The sequence below is a fragment of the Aeromicrobium alkaliterrae genome (assembly GCF_039529015.1).
In the GTDB taxonomy this organism is placed as follows: domain Bacteria; phylum Actinomycetota; class Actinomycetes; order Propionibacteriales; family Nocardioidaceae; genus Aeromicrobium; species Aeromicrobium alkaliterrae.
On the sequence record NZ_BAAAME010000002.1, the window covers coordinates 619,623 to 635,809 of the forward strand.

The following is a 16,187-nucleotide window of genomic DNA, read 5'->3' on the forward strand; positions in this document are numbered from 1 at the left end:
GACCGTCGGCGATAGGCTCCGGGTCCATGAGCCCGAGCGACTCGGACGAGGCCGTCTTCGCGCAGATCGCCGGCGAACGGCGCCTGCTCGCCGAGACCCTGTCGCAGCTGACGCACGACCAGTGGCAGACGCCGTCCCTGTGCGGCGCGTGGAGCGTGCGTGACGTGGCGGCGCACCTGGTCGTGCCGCTCGTGGTCCCGCTGTGGCGGTTCGGGGCTACGCTGGTCCGGGCACGCGGCAGCTTCGACCGCGCCAACGAGCTCGCGACGCAACGGGTGGTCGAGAACCACGGTGACCGGCTCGCGGAGCTGCTCGTCGAGCACGCGGACCATCGGTTCACGCCGCCTGGGCACGGTCCGCTGGCTCCCCTGAGCGACATCGTCGTGCACGGGCACGACATCCGCCGTCCTCTCGGACTTGCCTACGACTTGCCCGACGCACGTCAGGTCCTGGTGCTTGACTTCATCGCTGACTCCGCGGGAAAGGCACCCTTCCCCGCGCTCCTCTCGCCGTACCGCTGGGAGGCGACCGACCTGGACTGGACCCACGGCGACGGTCCGCTGGTCGCGGGCCCGGCGGCGTCGATCATGCTCCTGATGACCGGCCGGTCCGACGCACTGGCGGACGTCGCGGGTGACGGCGTCGAGCAGCTCACGACGTCGATGGCGACGACGGCATGAGGCTCGTGGCACGCGTCCTTCTCGCTGGATTCCTCGGCTTCGCCGGACTGTCGCACCTGTTCTGGGCGCGCGACACGTTCCAGGCGCAGGTGCCCGACTGGCTCCCCCTGGGCGCGGACTTCGTGGTGCTCGCGTCGGGCGTCGTGGAGGTCGCGCTGGCCGTCGCGCTGCTCGTGCCGACGCGCCACCGGCCGCTGATCGGATGGGTCGTGGCGGCGTTCTTCCTCGCCGTGTTCCCTGGCAACATCGCTCAGTACGTCGAGGGCAACGACGCCTTCGGTCTCGACACCGACGGTGCGCGCCTGACCCGGCTGTTCTTCCAGCCGCTGCTGATCGCGTGGGCTCTGTGGTGCACCGGTGCGTGGGGCTGGTTCAGGGAGCGTCGGGCGTCGCGGCGTCCGGCCTGATCCATCCCCGTGCCAGGCCCTCGTCGACGAGGCGTCCGACGGCGTCGCCCAGCGTGGTCGACCCGGAGACGACACCTGCCTCGCGCGCCCGCACGGTCGTCTCGGTCGCGCCGGGCATCTGCCACGTGCCGCCGTGGTCCAGCCAGTTCAGGAGCATGGGCTCGAGGCGATCCATGGCCTTGCAGAACCGGGCCTCCGGCGACTCCCCTGCCTCGAACTCGTCCCAGAGTCCCCGCACCTGCGTCGCCTGGTCGTCCGGCAGCAGGGTGAACAGGCGGTCGGCGGCAGCTTCCTCGCGCTCGGCCTGGTCGGCCACCGCTGCGGCGTCGAACACGGGGCTGTCCCCCGCGTAGATCTCGACGAGGTCGTGCACCACCACGAGGCTCATCGCGTGCCCGACGTCGATCGGCTCGTCGGCGTGCTCGGCGAGCAGCAGCACCATCAGCGCGAGGTGCCAGGAGTGCTCCGCATCGTTCTCGCGACGGTCCGCAGCGGCCAGTGGCGACGCCCGCAGCACGGTCTTCAACCGGTCCGCCTCGGCGACGAACGTGAGCTGACGCCGCAGGCGCTCGTCGAGCCCGTCGGGCAGCGGGCTGCGATCGATCACCAGGTCGGGCTCGGGGTCCATGCCGCCAGCCTAGGACGCGGCGTCGGCCTCAGCGTGAGACGTGGTCGGGGCCCTCGAGCGCGTCGAGCCACCGCGTCAGCAGACGCTCGAGGTCGGCCCGCTCGGTCGTGCTCAGGGGGCCGATGAGTCGGTGCTCGTTCGCGACGTGGGCGGTGAAGGCCTCGTCGATGACAGAACGGCCGTTGGGGGTCAGGGCGACACGATCGTCGTCGGTCCGCGTGACCAGGCCGGTCTGGTCGAGGCGGTCGATCCGCCGGTCGATCTCGACGGTCGTCACACCGGCGTGCCGCGCCAGGTCGGCCGTGGTGAGCTCGAACGGCTCGCCGGAGCGACGCAGGGCCGTCAGGACGCCGTACTCGTCGTCGTCGAGGCCGTGGTGCGCGTACTCGGCCGCGATCTCGTCGCTGAGCCGGTCCGACAGCCGCAGGACGCGGCTGATGACGCCCTGGGGGCTGACGTCGAGGTCGGGGCGCTCGGACTGCCACTGGTCGAGGCTGCGCGCGACGAGGTCGTGGACGGGCGGGACGTCGCCGTCCGCCAGAACCTGATCCGTCGTCATGTGTGCTCCCGAGGTAACCGGTCCACGGTATCTGCCCGGAACCGGTTGCGCCATGCGACGGAGACCACTCAGGCGGTGAGGAAGACCCGGAGCGCCGACACGAACGAGGCCGGCTGCTCGGAGTGCACCCAGTGGCCAGCACCCTTGACGGTGACGAGCCGCGTGCGCGGGAAGAGCTCGCGCATGCGGGCCTCGTGCTCCTCACGGACGTAGTCCGACGTCTCTCCCGAGATCCAGAGCACGGGGTGGTCGAACGTCGCCTCCAGCTCGGGGAACCCGCCGATCGTGGGCAGGTCGCGTCGCAGCACGTCGAGGTTGGCCTGCCAGCGGTACCGCTCGTCGTCGCCGGCGCGCAGGTTCTGCAGCAGGAATCCGCGCACCGTGCGGTTCGGGATCGGCTCCTGGAGCTGCTCGTCGGCCTGGCTGCGTCGGGTGATCGTGGACAGGTCGATGGCGGCGAGGCTGCCGAGCAGGTGCTCGAACTCCCCCGCGCCGTCGCTGTCGCTCGGAGCGATGTCCACGACGACGAGGCGGTCGATCAGGTCGGGGTGGCGCAGGGCGAGGACCATCGCGACCTTCCCGCCCATGGAGTGCCCCACGAGGTTGACCGGTCCGTCGGCGGCGAAGTCGGTCCGCAGGAAGTCGGCGACCGTGTCGGCCATCTCGACGTAGTCGACGTGGTCGGTCCAGGCCGAACGGCCGTGGTTCGGCAGGTCGACGAGCAGCGACGTGAGCTCCGGCTGCAGCGCCTTGGCCGCCTGGGTGAAGTTCTTGCCCTGGCCGAAGAGCCCGTGGAGGAAGACGACGCGTTCGCTGCTCTCCCCTATCCGAGTCGCGTGGATCGCCGTCACGCTTCGAGCCTAGTCAGTGGGTCCCGTCGCGGCGCGCGTCGGATGCTGGATGTACGAAATTCGTTGCATTCCCAGCGATGTAGCCTTGTTCTCGAACGTCTGTTCGACGATGATGAAGGCATGTCCACTCCCCCTCCGCCCGGCACGCTCAAGGAGCTGCGCCGAGCCGCGCGGGAGCGGGCGAAGGCCGAGGCGCACGAGTGGGCGGTCATGGTCGCCTTCCGCGACAACGCCCTCGCGCGACTGCGCCGTGACGCCACGCCGATGCGTCAGCTGGTCGAGCGGCAGGCGATCTCGCTGCAGATCGCCCGCGAGACGCTGATGTCGGAGGCGCAGGTCCTCAGCCGGCTCGCATGCGCTGACCGGACCATCGAGCACGCTCCTCGCACGTGGGAGGCGTTCGGCCGTGGCTGGGTCGACGCGGCCCGGGTGCAGGTCATCGCGCGCGCCCTCGAGAAGCTCGAGCGCGACGACTCGCGCCAGCGCTTCGACGTCGAGGCTCTCGCCTACGCGCGCACGCACACCGTCGCCGAGCTGCGGCGGTGGGCCGAGCGGTTCGTCGCCCGGGTCGAGGCCGACCTCTGGGCAGCGCGCGCCGAGGCCGAGCGGGCCAAGCGTTTCGTCCGTGTCGAGCACCTCGACGACGGCATGGCCCTGCTGCAGGCCTACCTGCCCTCGCACCACGCGGCGGCGATCGAGGACCGCCTCAACAGCCTGGCGAAGGCGCACCGCTGCGACGTCGTCGACGAGGACGGCTCCCCCATCACGGTCAAGCGGACGCTGGCGGAGCTGCGGGCCGACGTGCTGACCCACCTGCTCACCAGCGCTCCCGTCGACCACGTCCCCGGGACACCCGGCCTGCGGTGCGACATCGCCGTCACGATCGACGCCGGGGTCCTCACGGGCGCGGTGAGCGGGCCGACGCAGTCGGCCGACGGCTCGTGGCAGGTGCCGACCGACTGGGTCCTCGGCTCGGCCTGGGCCGGTGAAGCCTTCTGGCACCGGCTCCTCACCGATCCCATCACCCGCAACACCCTCGCGCACGACTACCGCGGCTACAGCCCGCCGGAGCTGCTCCGGCAGGCCATCCAGTTCCGCGACCAGGTCTGCGCCACACCGGGATGCCTGGTTCCGGCCGACCGGTGCGAGCTCGACCACCGCATCCCGTGGCCCCGAGGCAGGACACGAGGCGACAACCTCGACCCCCGCTGCAAGCGCGACCACGCGCGCAAGGGGCACGGCGTCGCGCTCGAGCTCCTCACCGCGTCGCCGCCACTGCGTGAGCACGTGCTGAACATCGAGTTCATGCACGCGGCGTGAGCACGGACGTCACCGGCTGGCGCAGGATCGTGCGCAGCCGTGACGGCTCGACCCTGCGGGCGTCGCTGAGGTAGATCTCGTGATGCTTTCCCGTGACCTGAAGACCGTGCTCCGGGACGACCTCCTCGTGCATGCGCTCCAGGACCGGGCCCTCGTCGTCGAAGCTGCCGACGTGGAGGGTCTGGACGCAACGCCCCTCCGACAGCGACTCGAGGCGCACCTCGTCGACGCGCACGGACTCGAACAGCTGCTGGTCGATCCAGTCCGGCGTCAGGATCATGAGTGTCCAGTGCCAGGCGTCCTTGTCGCGCGCCGTCGTGAACGCGCTCATCTCGTCGGCCCACCACAGGCCCTCCAGCGGCGGCACCACGTAGTCGCGTCCCAAGGCCTTGCTCGCGAACTTGAGCCGGTAGGCCACGGGGTAGAGCGCCTCGAGAGCCTCCCTGTACAGCGGACTCGTGTTGGGATCGCCGTGACCGTCGACCATCAGGTACTGCAGGTCAGGGACGTCGACGACGTCGAAGCGCCCCTGCTTCGCCCGGTAGCTCGGCAGGCTCTTCTTGACGTCGACCTTCTCGCTCATGCTCAGCGCCAGCCGAGCTCCGGGGCGACGTGCGTCAGCAGCGACTCGATGACGTGGGCGTTGTAGTCGACGCCGAGCTGGTTCGGGACCGTGATCAGGAGCGTGTCGGCCGCGGCGATCGCCGAGTCCTCACGCAGCTCCTCGATCAACCGGTCCGGCTCGGCGGCATAGGTCTTGCCGAAGCGTGCCACTCCCCCGTCGATGTAGCCGACCTGGTCAGAGCTGCTCGACTGGCCGAAGTAGGCGCGGTCGCGGTCGTCCACGATCGGGAAGATGCTCCGGCTGACCGACGTGCGGGGCGTGCGCTCGTGACCGGCGTCCTTCCAGGCGTCGTGGAAACGCTGGATCTGCTCGGCCTGCAGCTCGTGGAACGGCACGCCGGTGTCCTCGGTCAGCAGGGTCGAGCTCATGAGGTTGTAGCCCTGCTCCGCGGTCCACTCCGCCGTGGCGCGGCTTCCGGCGCCCCACCAGATGCGGTCGCGCAGGCCGGGCGACTGGGGCTCGATGGGCAGCAGGCCGGGCGGGTTGGGGAACATCGGCCGCGGGCTCGGCTGGGCGAAGCCCTCGCCACCGATGACCTGCATGAACACGTCGGCGTGCGTGCGGGCGAGGTCGGCGTCGGTCTGGCCCTCCGGCGGCACGTGGCCGAAGTAGCGGTAGCCGTCGACGACCTGCTCGGGTGATCCGCGGCTGATGCCGAGCTGGAGCCTGCCGCCCGAGATGAGGTCGGCCGATCCGGCGTCCTCGGCCATGTAGAGCGGGTTCTCGTACCGCATGTCGATCACGCCGGTGCCGATCTCGATGCGCGAGGTGCGCGCGCCGACCGCCGCGAGCAGCGGGAACGGCGAGGCGAGCTGCCGGGCGAAGTGGTGCACGCGGTAGTACGCGCCGTCGGCGCCGAGCTCCTCCGCGGCGACCGCCAGGTCGATCGACTGCAGCAGCACGTCCGAGGCGGTGCGTGTCTGCGAGTGCGGGGTGTCGGACCAGTGGCCGAAGGACAGGAAGCCGATCTTCTTCACGTGGGTCTCAACGCTCGGGAGCGGCATTGATTCCCGCCACGTAGGCGGTGAGCGAGCGCTGGTAGCGAGGCAGCGTGGGGATCAGCGCCTCGAGCGCGACGCGTAGTGCCTCGTCGGGGCGGCCCGCGTCGTGCAGCGCCAGCGCCAGGAACGCCGCGCGGGCGGATCCCACGCTGGTGTCGGGCGCCAAGGTCTCGAGCAGCTCGACGGCCTCCTCGACCCGACCCAGGTTGCGCAAGGTGGAGGCGAGCTGCACGACGGCCTGCGCGTGCCGGTCGTCGTCGAGTCCCGCCTGCAGTGCCTGCACGTAGAGCGGCGCCGCCTGCTCCTCGCGTCCGGCGCTGTCGTGCTCGCCGGCCTCCTCGAACAGACGGACCGCGTCGTCGCCGGCAGGATCCGGCGTGCTCACGCCTCGCGCTCCTGGCACGTGCAGATGCAGACCTTGTTGCCCTCGGGGTCGGCCAGCACCGTGAACGAGGGCGCCTCGGTGTCGCTGACCAGCACTCCCCCGGCCGCCAGGATCGCTGCGATGCGCGCGTCGGCGGCGTCGGGCGCGAGCCACAGGTCGACGTGGAAGCGCTGACGGGGCTCCTCGTGGGCGTCGGTCTGCTGCATCCAGAGGATCAGCTCCTGCGTGTCCGGATCGACGACGTCGTCATCGTCGACGTGGTCGGGAGACCCTGTGAACGCCGCCGACCAGAAACGCCCGACGGCGGGCAGGTCGACGACGTCCAGCGCCAGCTCGGCCAGCCGCACCTGGTCGCGCTGAGAGGTGGCACCGTGCGACGCCGCCAGGTCGGAGATCGTGCGGGCGAGGTCGAGGTCCCGCTGCGTCACGTTGCCCGCGTCGTGGCTGCGGGTCGCGACGTCGACGCGGCCGTAGCGCAGCGTGACGTCGGGGTGGTGGTTCGCCTCCTCGGCGGCGGCACCGATCGCCGCGACGAGCTCGAGACCGGTGGCGAAGTCGCCGGTGTCGTACTGGGCGTAGAGCCGCCGGTCCATCAGGACCCAGTCCGGCAGGTCGAGGGCGAGGAACGCGGTGGGCGTCACGGGCGTCGTGTCGGGAGCCATGGCCCCAGTCTCACCCCGCCCGCCCCACCTCACACGTCGACGATGCCGGTGCGGTCCACGAGGGGCGGCTCGGACCAGGGGAAGTTGATCCAGCGCTCGGTCGTGCGCCACGTGTAGGTCGGGGTCACGACCGAACCGGGCTTGTCGTACAGGACCGCGGTGCGGACGTCGTCACCGTGGCCTCGGCAGAACTTCACGACGAGCTCGAGCGTGCGGCCGCTGTCGGCCACGTCGTCGACGACGAGCACGCGCTTGCCGTCCAGGTCCGCCGCGTTCAGGAACGGGGGCAGGATGATCGGCTCGTCCCGCGTCGTGCCGACGCCGGTGTAGAACTCCACGTTGAGCGCGAACAGGTTCTTGCAGTCCAGCGCGTAGGCGATCGCCCCGGCCGGGACGAGACCGCCGCGGGCGATGCCCAGCACGACGTCGGGCTCGAACCCGTCGTGGTGCACGGTGGCGGCGAGCTCACGGCTCGCGGTGCCGAACAGCTCCCAGGTCAGGACCTCGCGCTCGGACGTCATGCGACCACTGTGTCAGGTCGCCGGTCCTCCGGCCGAGGGGACGAGCGCCTCCACGACGGCAGCCGCCATCAGATCCATCACGCGCCGCGCGTGCTCGGTGGACCCGTCCAGGAAGTAGTGGTCCTGTCCGGGGAGGTCGTGGTGCACGACCGGCACCCCGGCCGCGCGCAGCTGGTCGACGTACTGCACGGCCTCGGCCCGCAGCCGGTCCCGCGAGCCCGTCACGACGAAGGCGGGGGGCTGCGTGGCGAGGTCCTCGGCCAGCACGGGTGACGCGAACGGCTCGAGGCGGCGGTCCGCGTCGCGGAAGTACGTGCGCCGCACGAGGTCGATCAGGGCCGGGGTGATCATCGCGCCCGCCGGTCCCGGCTTGTCCGACGTGGAGACGTCGAGCGACGGCACGCCGAGCAGCTGCAGCGCGGGCATCGGGGTGCCGAGCGCCGCGGCCTGGAGGCACGCCGAGGCCGCGAGGTTGCCGCCCGCGCTGAACCCGCCGACCGTGACGTGGGCCGGGTCGAGGTCCTCCTCCGCACCGTGCGCCTGGATCCAGGCCAGCACGTCGTGGGCCTGGTGCTGGGCGACGGGGTAGCGATGGCGCGGCGCGACGTCGTAGTCGACGTTGACCACCGTCACGCCGGTCTTCGCGACGAGGTAGCGGCACCAGAAGTCGTCCATCGCCGGGTAGCGCATCAGGAAGGCGCCGCCGTGGAAGTGCACGTGGACCGGCGCCGGGCCGTGCCCGAGCGGGTGGCGGTAGACCTCGCAGCGCACCCGGCCGTGGCGGGTCTCGACCCGCATGCGCTCCGGATCGGGCAGGTCCTGGCCCGCGAGCTGCAGCGGGGTGCCGTAGCGCACCGTGAGACGCGCTGAGGCCCCGATCATGAGGGCCTGGGCGTCAGCGAGCAGGGACATGTGACTGGTTCGTCACCGAGGGGTCCGCGGCTGGGTCGCTCAGGCCAGGTGGCCGGCGCTGAGTCGCACGAGCTCGTCGACGAGCGTCTGGCGGCTGAACGGCGGGTCGTCGAGCACGTACTGCACGCACAGGTGCTCGACCATCCGCACGAGGATCCAGGCCGACGTCGACGGACTCACGCGGTCGGTCGGTCGCGCTGCCGAGAGGTACGTGCCCACGAGGTCGCTGACCCGTCGCTCGAGCTGGTCGACATGCGGGGCGACGCGAGCATGGGGCAGCTCGCGGGTCATCAGGCGCACGTACTCGCGGTTCGCGAGCAGGATGTCGAGCAGGTCGTCGTACGAGGCCCGCATGAGCTCCAGCGGCGGCAGGTCGAGCCGGTCCGTGACGACGGCGGCGAGCTGGTCGGCGATCTCGGCGGAGTAGGCGTCGACCACGGCGGCCAGCACCGCCTCCTTGTTCGGGAAGTACTGGTAGAGCGATCCGGGGCTGATCCCGGCCGCGTCGGCGACCCGGTTGGTCGTCGTGCGCTCGTACCCGTGCTCGACCAGGACCTGGCGTCCCGCGGTCACGATGCGCTCGACCATGAGCCGTGAGCGCTCCTGGCGGGGGGCCTTGCGCAGGCCGGGGGGCGATGAGGACATACGCGAATTGTATGCGAGTAATTGCTCGTGTCACGATCTCGGCATGACGACGCTCACACCGCCCACCCGGTTCCGTGCTGCGGAGGACCGCGGCGCGAAGATCGGTCAGGTCCTGCGCCTGGTCGGCCGCGTCGGTGAGGTCGACGAAGAGCTGATGACTCGGATCGGTCAACGGTTCTGGACCGTCGACGAGGCCGGCGAGCGCCTCGCGGCGGCGATCCGCAGCAAGGGCGACGACCGGGTGCGGCTCGACCAGTTCCACCGCGCCCTGGCCCGCGGGATCGAGGCGGTCCCGGACGCCCCGGCCGCGCTGGTGGCGTTCTTCGCCGAGGTGGACGAGGTTCCGTCGTGGGTCGACCGCGACCTGATGAACCGCGGCGCAGAGGTCTACCGCCGCCTCGGTCGCAACGCGGGTGACGTGCTGCTGCAGCTCTCCCTCATCGGTGGCTACCGCTTCGGCGGGCCGACCGACCTCCTGGTCGCGACCGGCGGGCTCACGGGCGACATGACGCGGCGCCGACTCGCCGAGACCCAGCAGTGGACCATCGCGGTCACCGAGCACGACGCGATGTTGCGCGAGAACGCGGGCTGGAAGCTCACGGTGCACGTGCGCCTGATGCACGCCCTCGTCAACCACCGGTTCGACGACCACCCGGAGTGGGACGCGGCGCACTGGGGCCGCCCCATCAACCAGAGCGACCAGGCCGCGACGCTGGGTCTGTTCACGGGAGCCCTGCTGATCGGGGTGCGCGCACTGGGGGTGCGGATCACGCGCGAGGACTCCCGTGCCGTGATGCACCTCTGGAAGTACATCGGCTGGCTCATGGGCGTCGACCAGGACTGGCTCTTCGACACCGAGCGCGACCAGCACCGCCTGAACTACCACGTGCTGCGGGCGCAGGACGACGTCACCGAGGCCGGCGCGCAGCTGTCGGCCTCGATCGTCGAGGCCCAGCGCGAGCTCCACTTCCGCCGGTTCGCCGGCGTGCGGGGCCGGTTCGCCCAGTGGCGGCTGCTCAGCATGCTCCGGCCGTTCCTGGGGCGGCGTGGACTGCAGGACGTCGGCCTGCCCGTGCGACTCCCCTGGGCCACGGCCCTCGTGCTGCCCGCGAACCTGTGGCGCTACCGCGTCCTGGCCCGCACGTCCTGGGGGCGAGCGCGCATCGACCGCTGGGCCCGGTACTATCGCGACGAGCAGATGTACCGGTACTTCGGCGACGACGCCCCGGACGTCGGTCGGCTCGACGCCTGAGCGCATGATGGACGCGTGCAGATCACGCGTTTCGGCCATGCAGCGGTGCTCGTGGAGGCCTCGGGCCGTCGGGTCCTGATCGACCCCGGCACCTTCAGCAGCGACGCGGTCTTCGGGCTCACCGACCTCGACGCCGTGGTCGTGACCCACCAGCACCCTGACCACCTCGACCGCGAGCGCGTCCCCGGGCTCGTCGCCGCGAACCCCGGGGCGGCCCTGCTCGCCGATCCGTCGACCGCCGAGGAGCTCGGCGCCCCCTGGCGAGGGCACGTCGACGGCGACGAGACCGACCTGGGTGGCCTCGTCGTGCGGGCCGCCGGTGCGGTGCACGCCGAGATCCTGCCGTCGATCCCGCTGATCGCGAACGTCGGCGTGCTGCTGCAGGCCGAGGGCCTCACGCTGTTCCACCCCGGCGACAGCTACGGCACGGCCCCCGACGGCGTCGACGTGCTCGCGCTCCCCCTGGGTGCGCCGTGGGCCAAGGTCTCCGAGACGGTCGACTTCCTGAGCCGCGTCGCTCCCACGACGGCCTTCCCGATCCACGACTGCACGATCTCCGAGCTCGCCTACGGCACGTACTGGACGCACGTCGCGAACCACGGCGGCGTCGACGACCTGCGTCGCCTGGGGCAGACCGAGCACACCGAGGTCGCTCCCGCGTGAACGTGACCGTCCCGCGGGCCGCCATGGTCCCGCTCATGGTGCTGGCCGGCGCCCTCGTGGCGTTCCAGTCCCGCGTCAACGGAGCCCTGGCCGACCAGATCGGCACCGGCCTGCGCGCCGGGACGCTGGCCGCCGTGATCAGCTTCGGCAGCGGCCTGCTGGTCATCACCCTGATCGTCGCCACGACGGGGTCGGGACGGCAGTCGATGCGCCGTCTCGCGCACGCCCGATCGAGCAAGCGACTGCGCTGGTACGAGCTGATCGGCGGCCTCGGCGGGGCGTTCTTCGTGGCGAGCCAGGGCATCGCGGTCGGCACGATCGGCGTCGCCCTGTTCATCGTCGCCTTCACGGCTGGTCAGTCGTTGAGCTCGCTCGCGGTGGACCACGTGGGCTTCGGTCCGGGTGGCGTCCAGGCGGTCTCGGTCGGCCGCACGATCGCCGCCGCGTGCGCGATCGTCGCGGTGCTCCTGAAGGCCGTCGAGCAGCTCGACGCCGGAGCGACCTGGTTGACCGTCGGTCTGGCCCTGCTCGCCTTCCTCGCCGGTGTCGCGCAAGCGGTGCAGCAGGCCGTCAACGGCCGCGTCTCCGCCGTCGTCGCCTCCCCCGCGACGACCTGGAACAACTTCCTGGTCGGCACCACGGCCCTGCTCGTGCTGCTCGCGGTGTCGTTCCTCGTCGACGGCCACATCGGCTCGCTGCCGACCGCCGGCTGGTACTACCTCGGGGGCGTCCTGGGCATCGGCTTCATCATGGTCGCCGCGATCGCGGTGCAGGCGTACGGCGTCCTCGTGCTGGGGCTGTGCATGATCGCGGGCCAGGTCGTGACGGCCGAGATCCTCGACGTCGTCGACCCCGCGGTGGAGGTCGGGGGGCTCGGACTGCTCGGCGGTGCCGTGGCGCTGGTGGGCGTCGTGGTGGCCCTGCTCCTGACCCCGCCTCGCCCGACGCAGGGGTGATTTGTCGTATCTCACATACGAGATACGCTGGTCAGATGACCGACGACTACCTCGAGCGCATCGGCTCCATGATCCGCGACGCCCGCGTCCGCGCGAACAAGACCCAGGCCCAGCTCGCCGAGTCCCTGGGCACCAGCCAGAGCGCGGTGAACCGCATCGAGAAGGGGCAGCAGAACCTGACCCTGGAGATGGTGGCCCGCATCGGCAACGCCCTCGACTCCGGCCTCGTCAACGTCGGGTCCTCGGGCCCGAGCCACCTGCGGGTGCACGGTGGCACCGAGCTGCACGGCGCGATCGACGTCAAGTCCAGCAAGAACGCCGGCGTCGCCCTGCTGTGCGCCTGCCTCCTCAACGAGGGCACCACGGTGCTGCGCAAGGTCGCGCGCATCGAGGAGGTCAACCGCCTGCTCGAGGTGCTGTCCTCGATCGGCGTCCGCACCCGCTGGCTCAACACCGACAACGACCTCGAGCTCGTCGTCCCGGCCGAGCTCAAGCTCGACGCGATGGACGAGGACGCGGCACGCCGCACGCGCAGCATCATCATGTTCCTCGGCCCGCTGATCCACCGCGAGACCACGTTCGAGCTGCCCTACGCCGGCGGGTGTGACCTCGGCACGCGCACGGTCGAGCCGCACATGACGGCGCTCAAGCACTTCGGGCTGAAGGTCGTCGCGACCGAGGGCAGCTACCACGCCGACGCCACGCCGCACGTGCCCGAGAAGGCCATCGTGCTGACCGAGCGTGGCGACACCGTCACCGAGAACGCGCTGCTCGCCGCCGCGCGCGTTGACGGCGTCACGATCATCCGCAACGCCAGCCCGAACTACATGGTCCAGGACCTGTGCTTCTTCCTGACCGAGCTCGGCGTGGAGATCGAGGGCATCGGCACCACGACGCTGCGCGTCACGGGCAAGACCCGCATCAGCCGGGACGTCGAGTACGCCCCCAGCGAGGACCCGATCGAGGCCATGAGCCTCATCGCGGCCGCGATCGTCACGCAGTCCAGCATCACCGTGCGCCGGGTCCCGATCGAGTTCATGGAGATCGAGCTCGCCGTGCTGGAGGACATGGGCTTCCGCTACGACCAGAGCGGCGAGTACCTCGCCGAGAACGGCCGCACGCGCCTGGTCGACATCACGACGCACCCCTCCCCCATGCGGGCGCCGATCGACAAGATCCACCCGATGCCGTTCCCCGGGCTCAACATCGACAACCTGCCGTTCTTCGCCGTCATCGCCGCGACCGCCACGGGCCAGACGATGCTCCACGACTGGGTGTACGAGAACCGGGCGATCTACCTGACCGACCTCAACAAGCTCGGCGCCCGGGTCACGCTGATGGACCCGCACCGCGTCCTGGTCGAGGGACCCACGCACTGGAGCGGCGCCGAGATGGTCTGCCCGCCGGCCCTGCGTCCCGCGGTCGTGATCCTGCTCGCGATGCTGGCGGGCAAGGGCACGTCGGTGCTGCGCAACGTCTACGTCATCAACCGTGGCTACGAGGATCTGGCCGAGCGCCTCAACGCCCTCGGCGCGCGGATCGAGACCTTCCGGGACATCTGACCCGGCGACCGCCTAGCGTGGTGGCCGTGACCCTGGCGATCGCCCACCGCGGCGGCAGTCTGACGGCGGACAACGTGGGCGTCGAGAACTCCCTCGAGGCCTTCGCGCACGCGGCGTCCCTGGGCTACCGCCACCTGGAGACCGACGTGGTGTGCTCGCGTGACGGCGTGGTGTTCGTGTGCCACGACGTCCACCTGCAGCGGCTGACCGGGCAGGACGTCACCGTCTCCGACCTCGACGCGTCCGAGGTCGAGGCGTTGCGGCTCGACGGGCGTGCGCGCATCCCCCGCCTCGAGGATCTGCTGAAGGCACATCCTGACGCCTGGTTCAGCATCGACGTGAAGGCCGACGACGCGGTCGAGCCGACGTGTCGCGTCATCGAGGACCTCGGCGTCGCCGAGCGGGTGTGCCTCGGCAGCTTCGACCACGGCCGCACCCGACGCATCCGCGCTCGCCTTCCGCAGGTCCAGACCGCGGCCTCGCGCCGCGAGGTGGTCGAGGCGCTGCTCGTCCCGGCCCGGTGGCGTCGGCCCGCGTACCGGTGGTTGAGCGTCCCGGCGACGCGCGGGCCGGTCCGGGTCGTCACCCGACGCTTCGTCGACGCGGCGCACGCGAGCGGCGTCGGCGTGCTCGTCTGGACGATCGACGACGCCCCCGAGATCGAACGGCTCGTCGGCCTCGGCGTCGACGGGATCTTCACCGACCGTACCGACACGCTGCGCGACACCCTCGTCGCGCTGGGAACCTGGGAGAACGATCGATGACTGACGCCGTCGCCACCGCGACCACCCGCCGCCAGGTCCTCGCCTGGAGCCTCTGGGACTGGGGATCGGCGGCGTTCAACGCCGTCATCATCACCTTCGTGTTCTCGGTGTACCTGGTGGAGGGCGTCGGTGAGGACCTGGAGGGTCCGATCTCGGCCAGCACCTGGTTCGCGTGGTCGGTCGCCGCGGGCTCGATCGTGATCGCCGTCCTCGCCCCGGTCACGGGACGCCGTTCGGACGCCGGCGGTGGCCGGCGCCGGTCGCTGGGGCTGCTGACGGCGGGAGTCGTGGCGCTGACCGCGCTGATGTTCTTCGTGCGCGACGACCCGTCGTACCTGTGGCTCGGCCTGCTGCTGCTGGTGCTCGGGGAGATCCTCTTCGAGCTCTCCCAGGTGCCGTACTTCGCGATGCTGCGGCAGGTCTCCACGCCCGGCAACGTCGGCCGGGTCTCGGCGATCGGGTGGGCGTTCGGCTACCTCGGCGGCATCGTCCTGCTGCTGATCTGCTTCTTCGGGCTCATCTCCGGGGACGGCGGCCTCCTGGGCGTCTCGACCGACGACGGCCTCAACATCCGTCTGGTGGCCCTGCTGGCGGCCGGCTGGTTCGCCGTGTTCGCCCTCCCGGTCCTGTTCCTCGTGCCGGAGCTGCCGGCCGGCGCCAGCCCGGCGGAGAAGGTCGGCATCGTCCAGTCGTACCGCGACGTGGCCCGCGACCTGAAGCGGATGTGGCGCGAGGACCGTGTCGTCCTGCAGTACCTGATCGCGAGCGCGGTGTTCCGCGACGGGCTGGCGGGCGTCTTCGCCTTCGGCGCGATCCTCGCGGTCACGGTCTACGGATTCACCGACGACACCGTCATCATCTTCGGCATCGTGGCGAACGTCGTGTCGGCCGCGGGGGCGCTGGCCGCGGGACGCCTCGACGACCTGCGCGGCCCGCGCGTCGTGATCGTCGTCTCGCTGACCTCGATGCTCGTCGCCGGCCTCGTCCTGCTGTTCGTGTCGGGCACGACGATGTTCTGGATCTTCGGCCTGATGCTGTGCCTGTTCGTGGGCCCGGCGCAGTCCGCCGCCCGCAGCTACCTGATCCGTCTCACCCCGCCCGGCCTCGAGGGCCAGAACTTCGGCTTCTACGCCATGACCGGGCGGGCGGCGTCGTTCCTGTCCCCCGCCCTGTTCGGTCTGTGCGTCTTCCTCGGGGGCGACGACCGGTGGGGCATCCTCGGCATCATGATCGTGCTCGGTGCGGGGCTCCTGGCCCTGCTCGCGGTGCCGTCCGACGTGCGGGACCGCGCGACCTCGGGCTAGATGGAGTCCAGGCGTCGTCGGACGTCCCGCGGCCCTCAGGGGAATCTCACGCGGGTCCCGTACGTTGACGCGAGAGACGACACGAGAGGAGTCCGATCATGGCTGAACGAGCCTTGCGCGGTGCGCGACTGGGCGGTCAGAGCTTCGAGGACGAGCGCGGTGTCGAGATGGCGCCTCGCCAGGAGGTCGCGTACGTCCTGCCCGACGGCCGCACCTTCACCGTCACGATGGCGCAGGAGGCCGACGTCCCCCTGCAGTGGGAGGACCCCAAGAGCGGCATCGTCGGCCGGCTGGTCGACGGCGCCGAGCCGGAGGCGAAGGACGAGAAGCCCGTGCGCACGCACTGGGACATGCTGCTCGAGCGTCGCTCCGTCGACGAGCTCGAGGAGATCCTGACCGAGCGCATCGAGCTGCTGCGCGCTGGTGAGATCGGCCCGCCGCACCTGCACCGTCGCGGCAAGAAGACGGCGGCATCGCGCCGCTAGAACCG

20 protein-coding genes are annotated in these 16,187 nt (G+C 71.1%); 10 read left to right on the plus strand and 10 right to left on the minus strand.

The window, feature by feature from the left end:
• The first annotated feature begins 26 nt into the window (after positions 1 to 26).
• Positions 27 to 680: a maleylpyruvate isomerase family mycothiol-dependent enzyme gene (locus tag ABD127_RS04215; RefSeq protein ID WP_344198042.1), complete on the plus strand. Its 654-nt coding sequence runs from the start codon at positions 27 to 29 to the stop codon at positions 678 to 680.
• A complete protein-coding gene (locus ABD127_RS04220; RefSeq protein WP_344198044.1) occupies positions 677 to 1,087 on the plus strand; it encodes a DoxX family protein in 411 nt (136 codons plus the stop codon). Before ABD127_RS04215 ends, ABD127_RS04220 begins: the two co-directional genes overlap by 4 nt.
• Here the strand turns inward: ABD127_RS04220 and ABD127_RS04225 are convergent.
• The 3 genes from ABD127_RS04225 to ABD127_RS04235 form a co-directional block, all read right to left on the minus strand.
• Complete coding sequence (locus ABD127_RS04225) at positions 1,053 to 1,715, minus strand: HD domain-containing protein (protein WP_344198046.1); 663 nt, start codon at positions 1,713 to 1,715, stop codon at positions 1,053 to 1,055. The two genes, ABD127_RS04220 and ABD127_RS04225, sit on opposite strands and share 35 nt — an antisense overlap.
• 28 nt (positions 1,716 to 1,743) lie before the next feature.
• The gene (locus ABD127_RS04230; RefSeq protein WP_344198048.1) at positions 1,744 to 2,274 is read right to left on the minus strand and encodes a MarR family winged helix-turn-helix transcriptional regulator; all 531 of its coding nucleotides are present in this window, start codon (positions 2,272 to 2,274) and stop codon (positions 1,744 to 1,746) included.
• Positions 2,275 to 2,342: 68 nt separating this feature from the next.
• Positions 2,343 to 3,125: an alpha/beta fold hydrolase gene (locus tag ABD127_RS04235; protein WP_344198050.1), complete on the minus strand. Its 783-nt coding sequence runs from the start codon at positions 3,123 to 3,125 to the stop codon at positions 2,343 to 2,345.
• A 120-nt stretch (positions 3,126 to 3,245) separates the two neighbouring features.
• Between ABD127_RS04235 and ABD127_RS04240 the strand changes: the two genes are divergently transcribed.
• Positions 3,246 to 4,445 carry an HNH endonuclease signature motif containing protein gene (locus tag ABD127_RS04240; protein WP_344198052.1) on the plus strand — a complete coding sequence of 400 codons (1,200 nt, stop codon included), beginning with the start codon at positions 3,246 to 3,248 and terminating at the stop codon, positions 4,443 to 4,445.
• Here the strand turns inward: ABD127_RS04240 and ABD127_RS04245 are convergent.
• From ABD127_RS04245 to ABD127_RS04275, 7 genes are read right to left on the minus strand one after another with little or no spacing between them, the layout of a single operon-like run.
• A complete protein-coding gene (locus ABD127_RS04245; RefSeq protein WP_344198054.1) occupies positions 4,429 to 5,028 on the minus strand; it encodes a GyrI-like domain-containing protein in 600 nt (199 codons plus the stop codon). The genes ABD127_RS04240 and ABD127_RS04245 overlap by 17 nt on opposite strands.
• A gap of 2 nt (positions 5,029 to 5,030) precedes the next feature.
• Positions 5,031 to 6,047: an LLM class flavin-dependent oxidoreductase gene (locus ABD127_RS04250; RefSeq protein ID WP_344198056.1), complete on the minus strand. Its 1,017-nt coding sequence runs from the start codon at positions 6,045 to 6,047 to the stop codon at positions 5,031 to 5,033.
• A 7-nt stretch (positions 6,048 to 6,054) separates the two neighbouring features.
• The gene (locus tag ABD127_RS04255) at positions 6,055 to 6,456 is read right to left on the minus strand and encodes a tetratricopeptide repeat protein (RefSeq protein WP_344198058.1); all 402 of its coding nucleotides are present in this window, start codon (positions 6,454 to 6,456) and stop codon (positions 6,055 to 6,057) included.
• Complete coding sequence (locus ABD127_RS04260) at positions 6,453 to 7,118, minus strand: 4a-hydroxytetrahydrobiopterin dehydratase (RefSeq protein WP_344198060.1); 666 nt, start codon at positions 7,116 to 7,118, stop codon at positions 6,453 to 6,455. The genes ABD127_RS04255 and ABD127_RS04260 overlap by 4 nt, the downstream gene beginning before the upstream one ends.
• A 29-nt stretch (positions 7,119 to 7,147) precedes the next feature.
• Positions 7,148 to 7,639, minus strand: coding sequence for a phosphoribosyltransferase (locus tag ABD127_RS04265; protein ID WP_344198062.1), 492 nt, complete (start codon positions 7,637 to 7,639; stop codon positions 7,148 to 7,150).
• A gap of 12 nt (positions 7,640 to 7,651) precedes the next feature.
• Positions 7,652 to 8,551, minus strand: a complete 900-nt coding sequence (locus tag ABD127_RS04270; protein WP_344198064.1) for an alpha/beta hydrolase — start codon at positions 8,549 to 8,551, stop codon at positions 7,652 to 7,654.
• A 39-nt stretch (positions 8,552 to 8,590) separates the two neighbouring features.
• Positions 8,591 to 9,196: a TetR/AcrR family transcriptional regulator gene (locus ABD127_RS04275; protein ID WP_344198066.1), complete on the minus strand. Its 606-nt coding sequence runs from the start codon at positions 9,194 to 9,196 to the stop codon at positions 8,591 to 8,593.
• Positions 9,197 to 9,239: 43 nt separating this feature from the next.
• On the opposite strand from ABD127_RS04275, the gene ABD127_RS04280 reads away from it, so the two are divergent.
• From ABD127_RS04280 to ABD127_RS04310, 7 genes are all read left to right on the plus strand, one after another.
• Positions 9,240 to 10,448, plus strand: a complete 1,209-nt coding sequence (locus ABD127_RS04280; protein WP_344198068.1) for an oxygenase MpaB family protein — start codon at positions 9,240 to 9,242, stop codon at positions 10,446 to 10,448.
• A gap of 15 nt (positions 10,449 to 10,463) precedes the next feature.
• Positions 10,464 to 11,111 carry an MBL fold metallo-hydrolase gene (locus ABD127_RS04285; RefSeq protein WP_344198070.1) on the plus strand — a complete coding sequence of 216 codons (648 nt, stop codon included), beginning with the start codon at positions 10,464 to 10,466 and terminating at the stop codon, positions 11,109 to 11,111.
• The gene (locus ABD127_RS04290) at positions 11,108 to 12,067 is read left to right on the plus strand and encodes a DMT family transporter (protein ID WP_344198072.1); all 960 of its coding nucleotides are present in this window, start codon (positions 11,108 to 11,110) and stop codon (positions 12,065 to 12,067) included. The genes ABD127_RS04285 and ABD127_RS04290 overlap by 4 nt, the downstream gene beginning before the upstream one ends.
• A 35-nt stretch (positions 12,068 to 12,102) precedes the next feature.
• Positions 12,103 to 13,629 (plus strand): helix-turn-helix domain-containing protein, encoded by a 1,527-nt coding sequence (locus ABD127_RS04295; RefSeq protein WP_344198074.1) that lies wholly within the window; start codon positions 12,103 to 12,105, stop codon positions 13,627 to 13,629.
• 26 nt (positions 13,630 to 13,655) lie between these two features.
• Positions 13,656 to 14,393 carry a glycerophosphodiester phosphodiesterase family protein gene (locus tag ABD127_RS04300; protein WP_344198076.1) on the plus strand — a complete coding sequence of 246 codons (738 nt, stop codon included), beginning with the start codon at positions 13,656 to 13,658 and terminating at the stop codon, positions 14,391 to 14,393.
• Positions 14,390 to 15,697 carry an MFS transporter gene (locus tag ABD127_RS04305; RefSeq protein WP_344198078.1) on the plus strand — a complete coding sequence of 436 codons (1,308 nt, stop codon included), beginning with the start codon at positions 14,390 to 14,392 and terminating at the stop codon, positions 15,695 to 15,697. Before ABD127_RS04300 ends, ABD127_RS04305 begins: the two co-directional genes overlap by 4 nt.
• A 98-nt stretch (positions 15,698 to 15,795) precedes the next feature.
• Positions 15,796 to 16,182 (plus strand): RNA polymerase-binding protein RbpA, encoded by a 387-nt coding sequence (locus ABD127_RS04310; protein WP_344198080.1) that lies wholly within the window; start codon positions 15,796 to 15,798, stop codon positions 16,180 to 16,182.
• The last annotated feature ends 5 nt before the right edge of the window (positions 16,183 to 16,187 follow it).

Excerpts from the sequence above, each read along its gene's own strand:
- ABD127_RS04215 (WP_344198042.1), top strand. The coding sequence starts at position 27 with ATGAGCCCGAGCGACTCGGACGAGGCCGTCTTCGCGCAGATCGCCGGC.
- ABD127_RS04220 (WP_344198044.1), top strand. The coding sequence starts at position 677 with ATGAGGCTCGTGGCACGCGTCCTTCTCGCTGGATTCCTCGGCTTCGCC.
- ABD127_RS04225 (WP_344198046.1), bottom strand. The coding sequence starts at position 1,715 with ATGGACCCCGAGCCCGACCTGGTGATCGATCGCAGCCCGCTGCCCGAC.
- ABD127_RS04230 (WP_344198048.1), bottom strand. The coding sequence starts at position 2,274 with ATGACGACGGATCAGGTTCTGGCGGACGGCGACGTCCCGCCCGTCCAC.
- ABD127_RS04240 (WP_344198052.1), top strand. The coding sequence starts at position 3,246 with ATGTCCACTCCCCCTCCGCCCGGCACGCTCAAGGAGCTGCGCCGAGCC.
- ABD127_RS04245 (WP_344198054.1), bottom strand. The coding sequence starts at position 5,028 with ATGAGCGAGAAGGTCGACGTCAAGAAGAGCCTGCCGAGCTACCGGGCG.
- ABD127_RS04260 (WP_344198060.1), bottom strand. The coding sequence starts at position 7,118 with ATGGCTCCCGACACGACGCCCGTGACGCCCACCGCGTTCCTCGCCCTC.
- ABD127_RS04265 (WP_344198062.1), bottom strand. The coding sequence starts at position 7,639 with ATGACGTCCGAGCGCGAGGTCCTGACCTGGGAGCTGTTCGGCACCGCG.
- ABD127_RS04270 (WP_344198064.1), bottom strand. The coding sequence starts at position 8,551 with ATGTCCCTGCTCGCTGACGCCCAGGCCCTCATGATCGGGGCCTCAGCG.
- ABD127_RS04275 (WP_344198066.1), bottom strand. The coding sequence starts at position 9,196 with ATGTCCTCATCGCCCCCCGGCCTGCGCAAGGCCCCCCGCCAGGAGCGC.
- ABD127_RS04280 (WP_344198068.1), top strand. The coding sequence starts at position 9,240 with ATGACGACGCTCACACCGCCCACCCGGTTCCGTGCTGCGGAGGACCGC.
- ABD127_RS04295 (WP_344198074.1), top strand. The coding sequence starts at position 12,103 with ATGACCGACGACTACCTCGAGCGCATCGGCTCCATGATCCGCGACGCC.
- ABD127_RS04305 (WP_344198078.1), top strand. The coding sequence starts at position 14,390 with ATGACTGACGCCGTCGCCACCGCGACCACCCGCCGCCAGGTCCTCGCC.
- ABD127_RS04310 (WP_344198080.1), top strand. The coding sequence starts at position 15,796 with ATGGCTGAACGAGCCTTGCGCGGTGCGCGACTGGGCGGTCAGAGCTTC.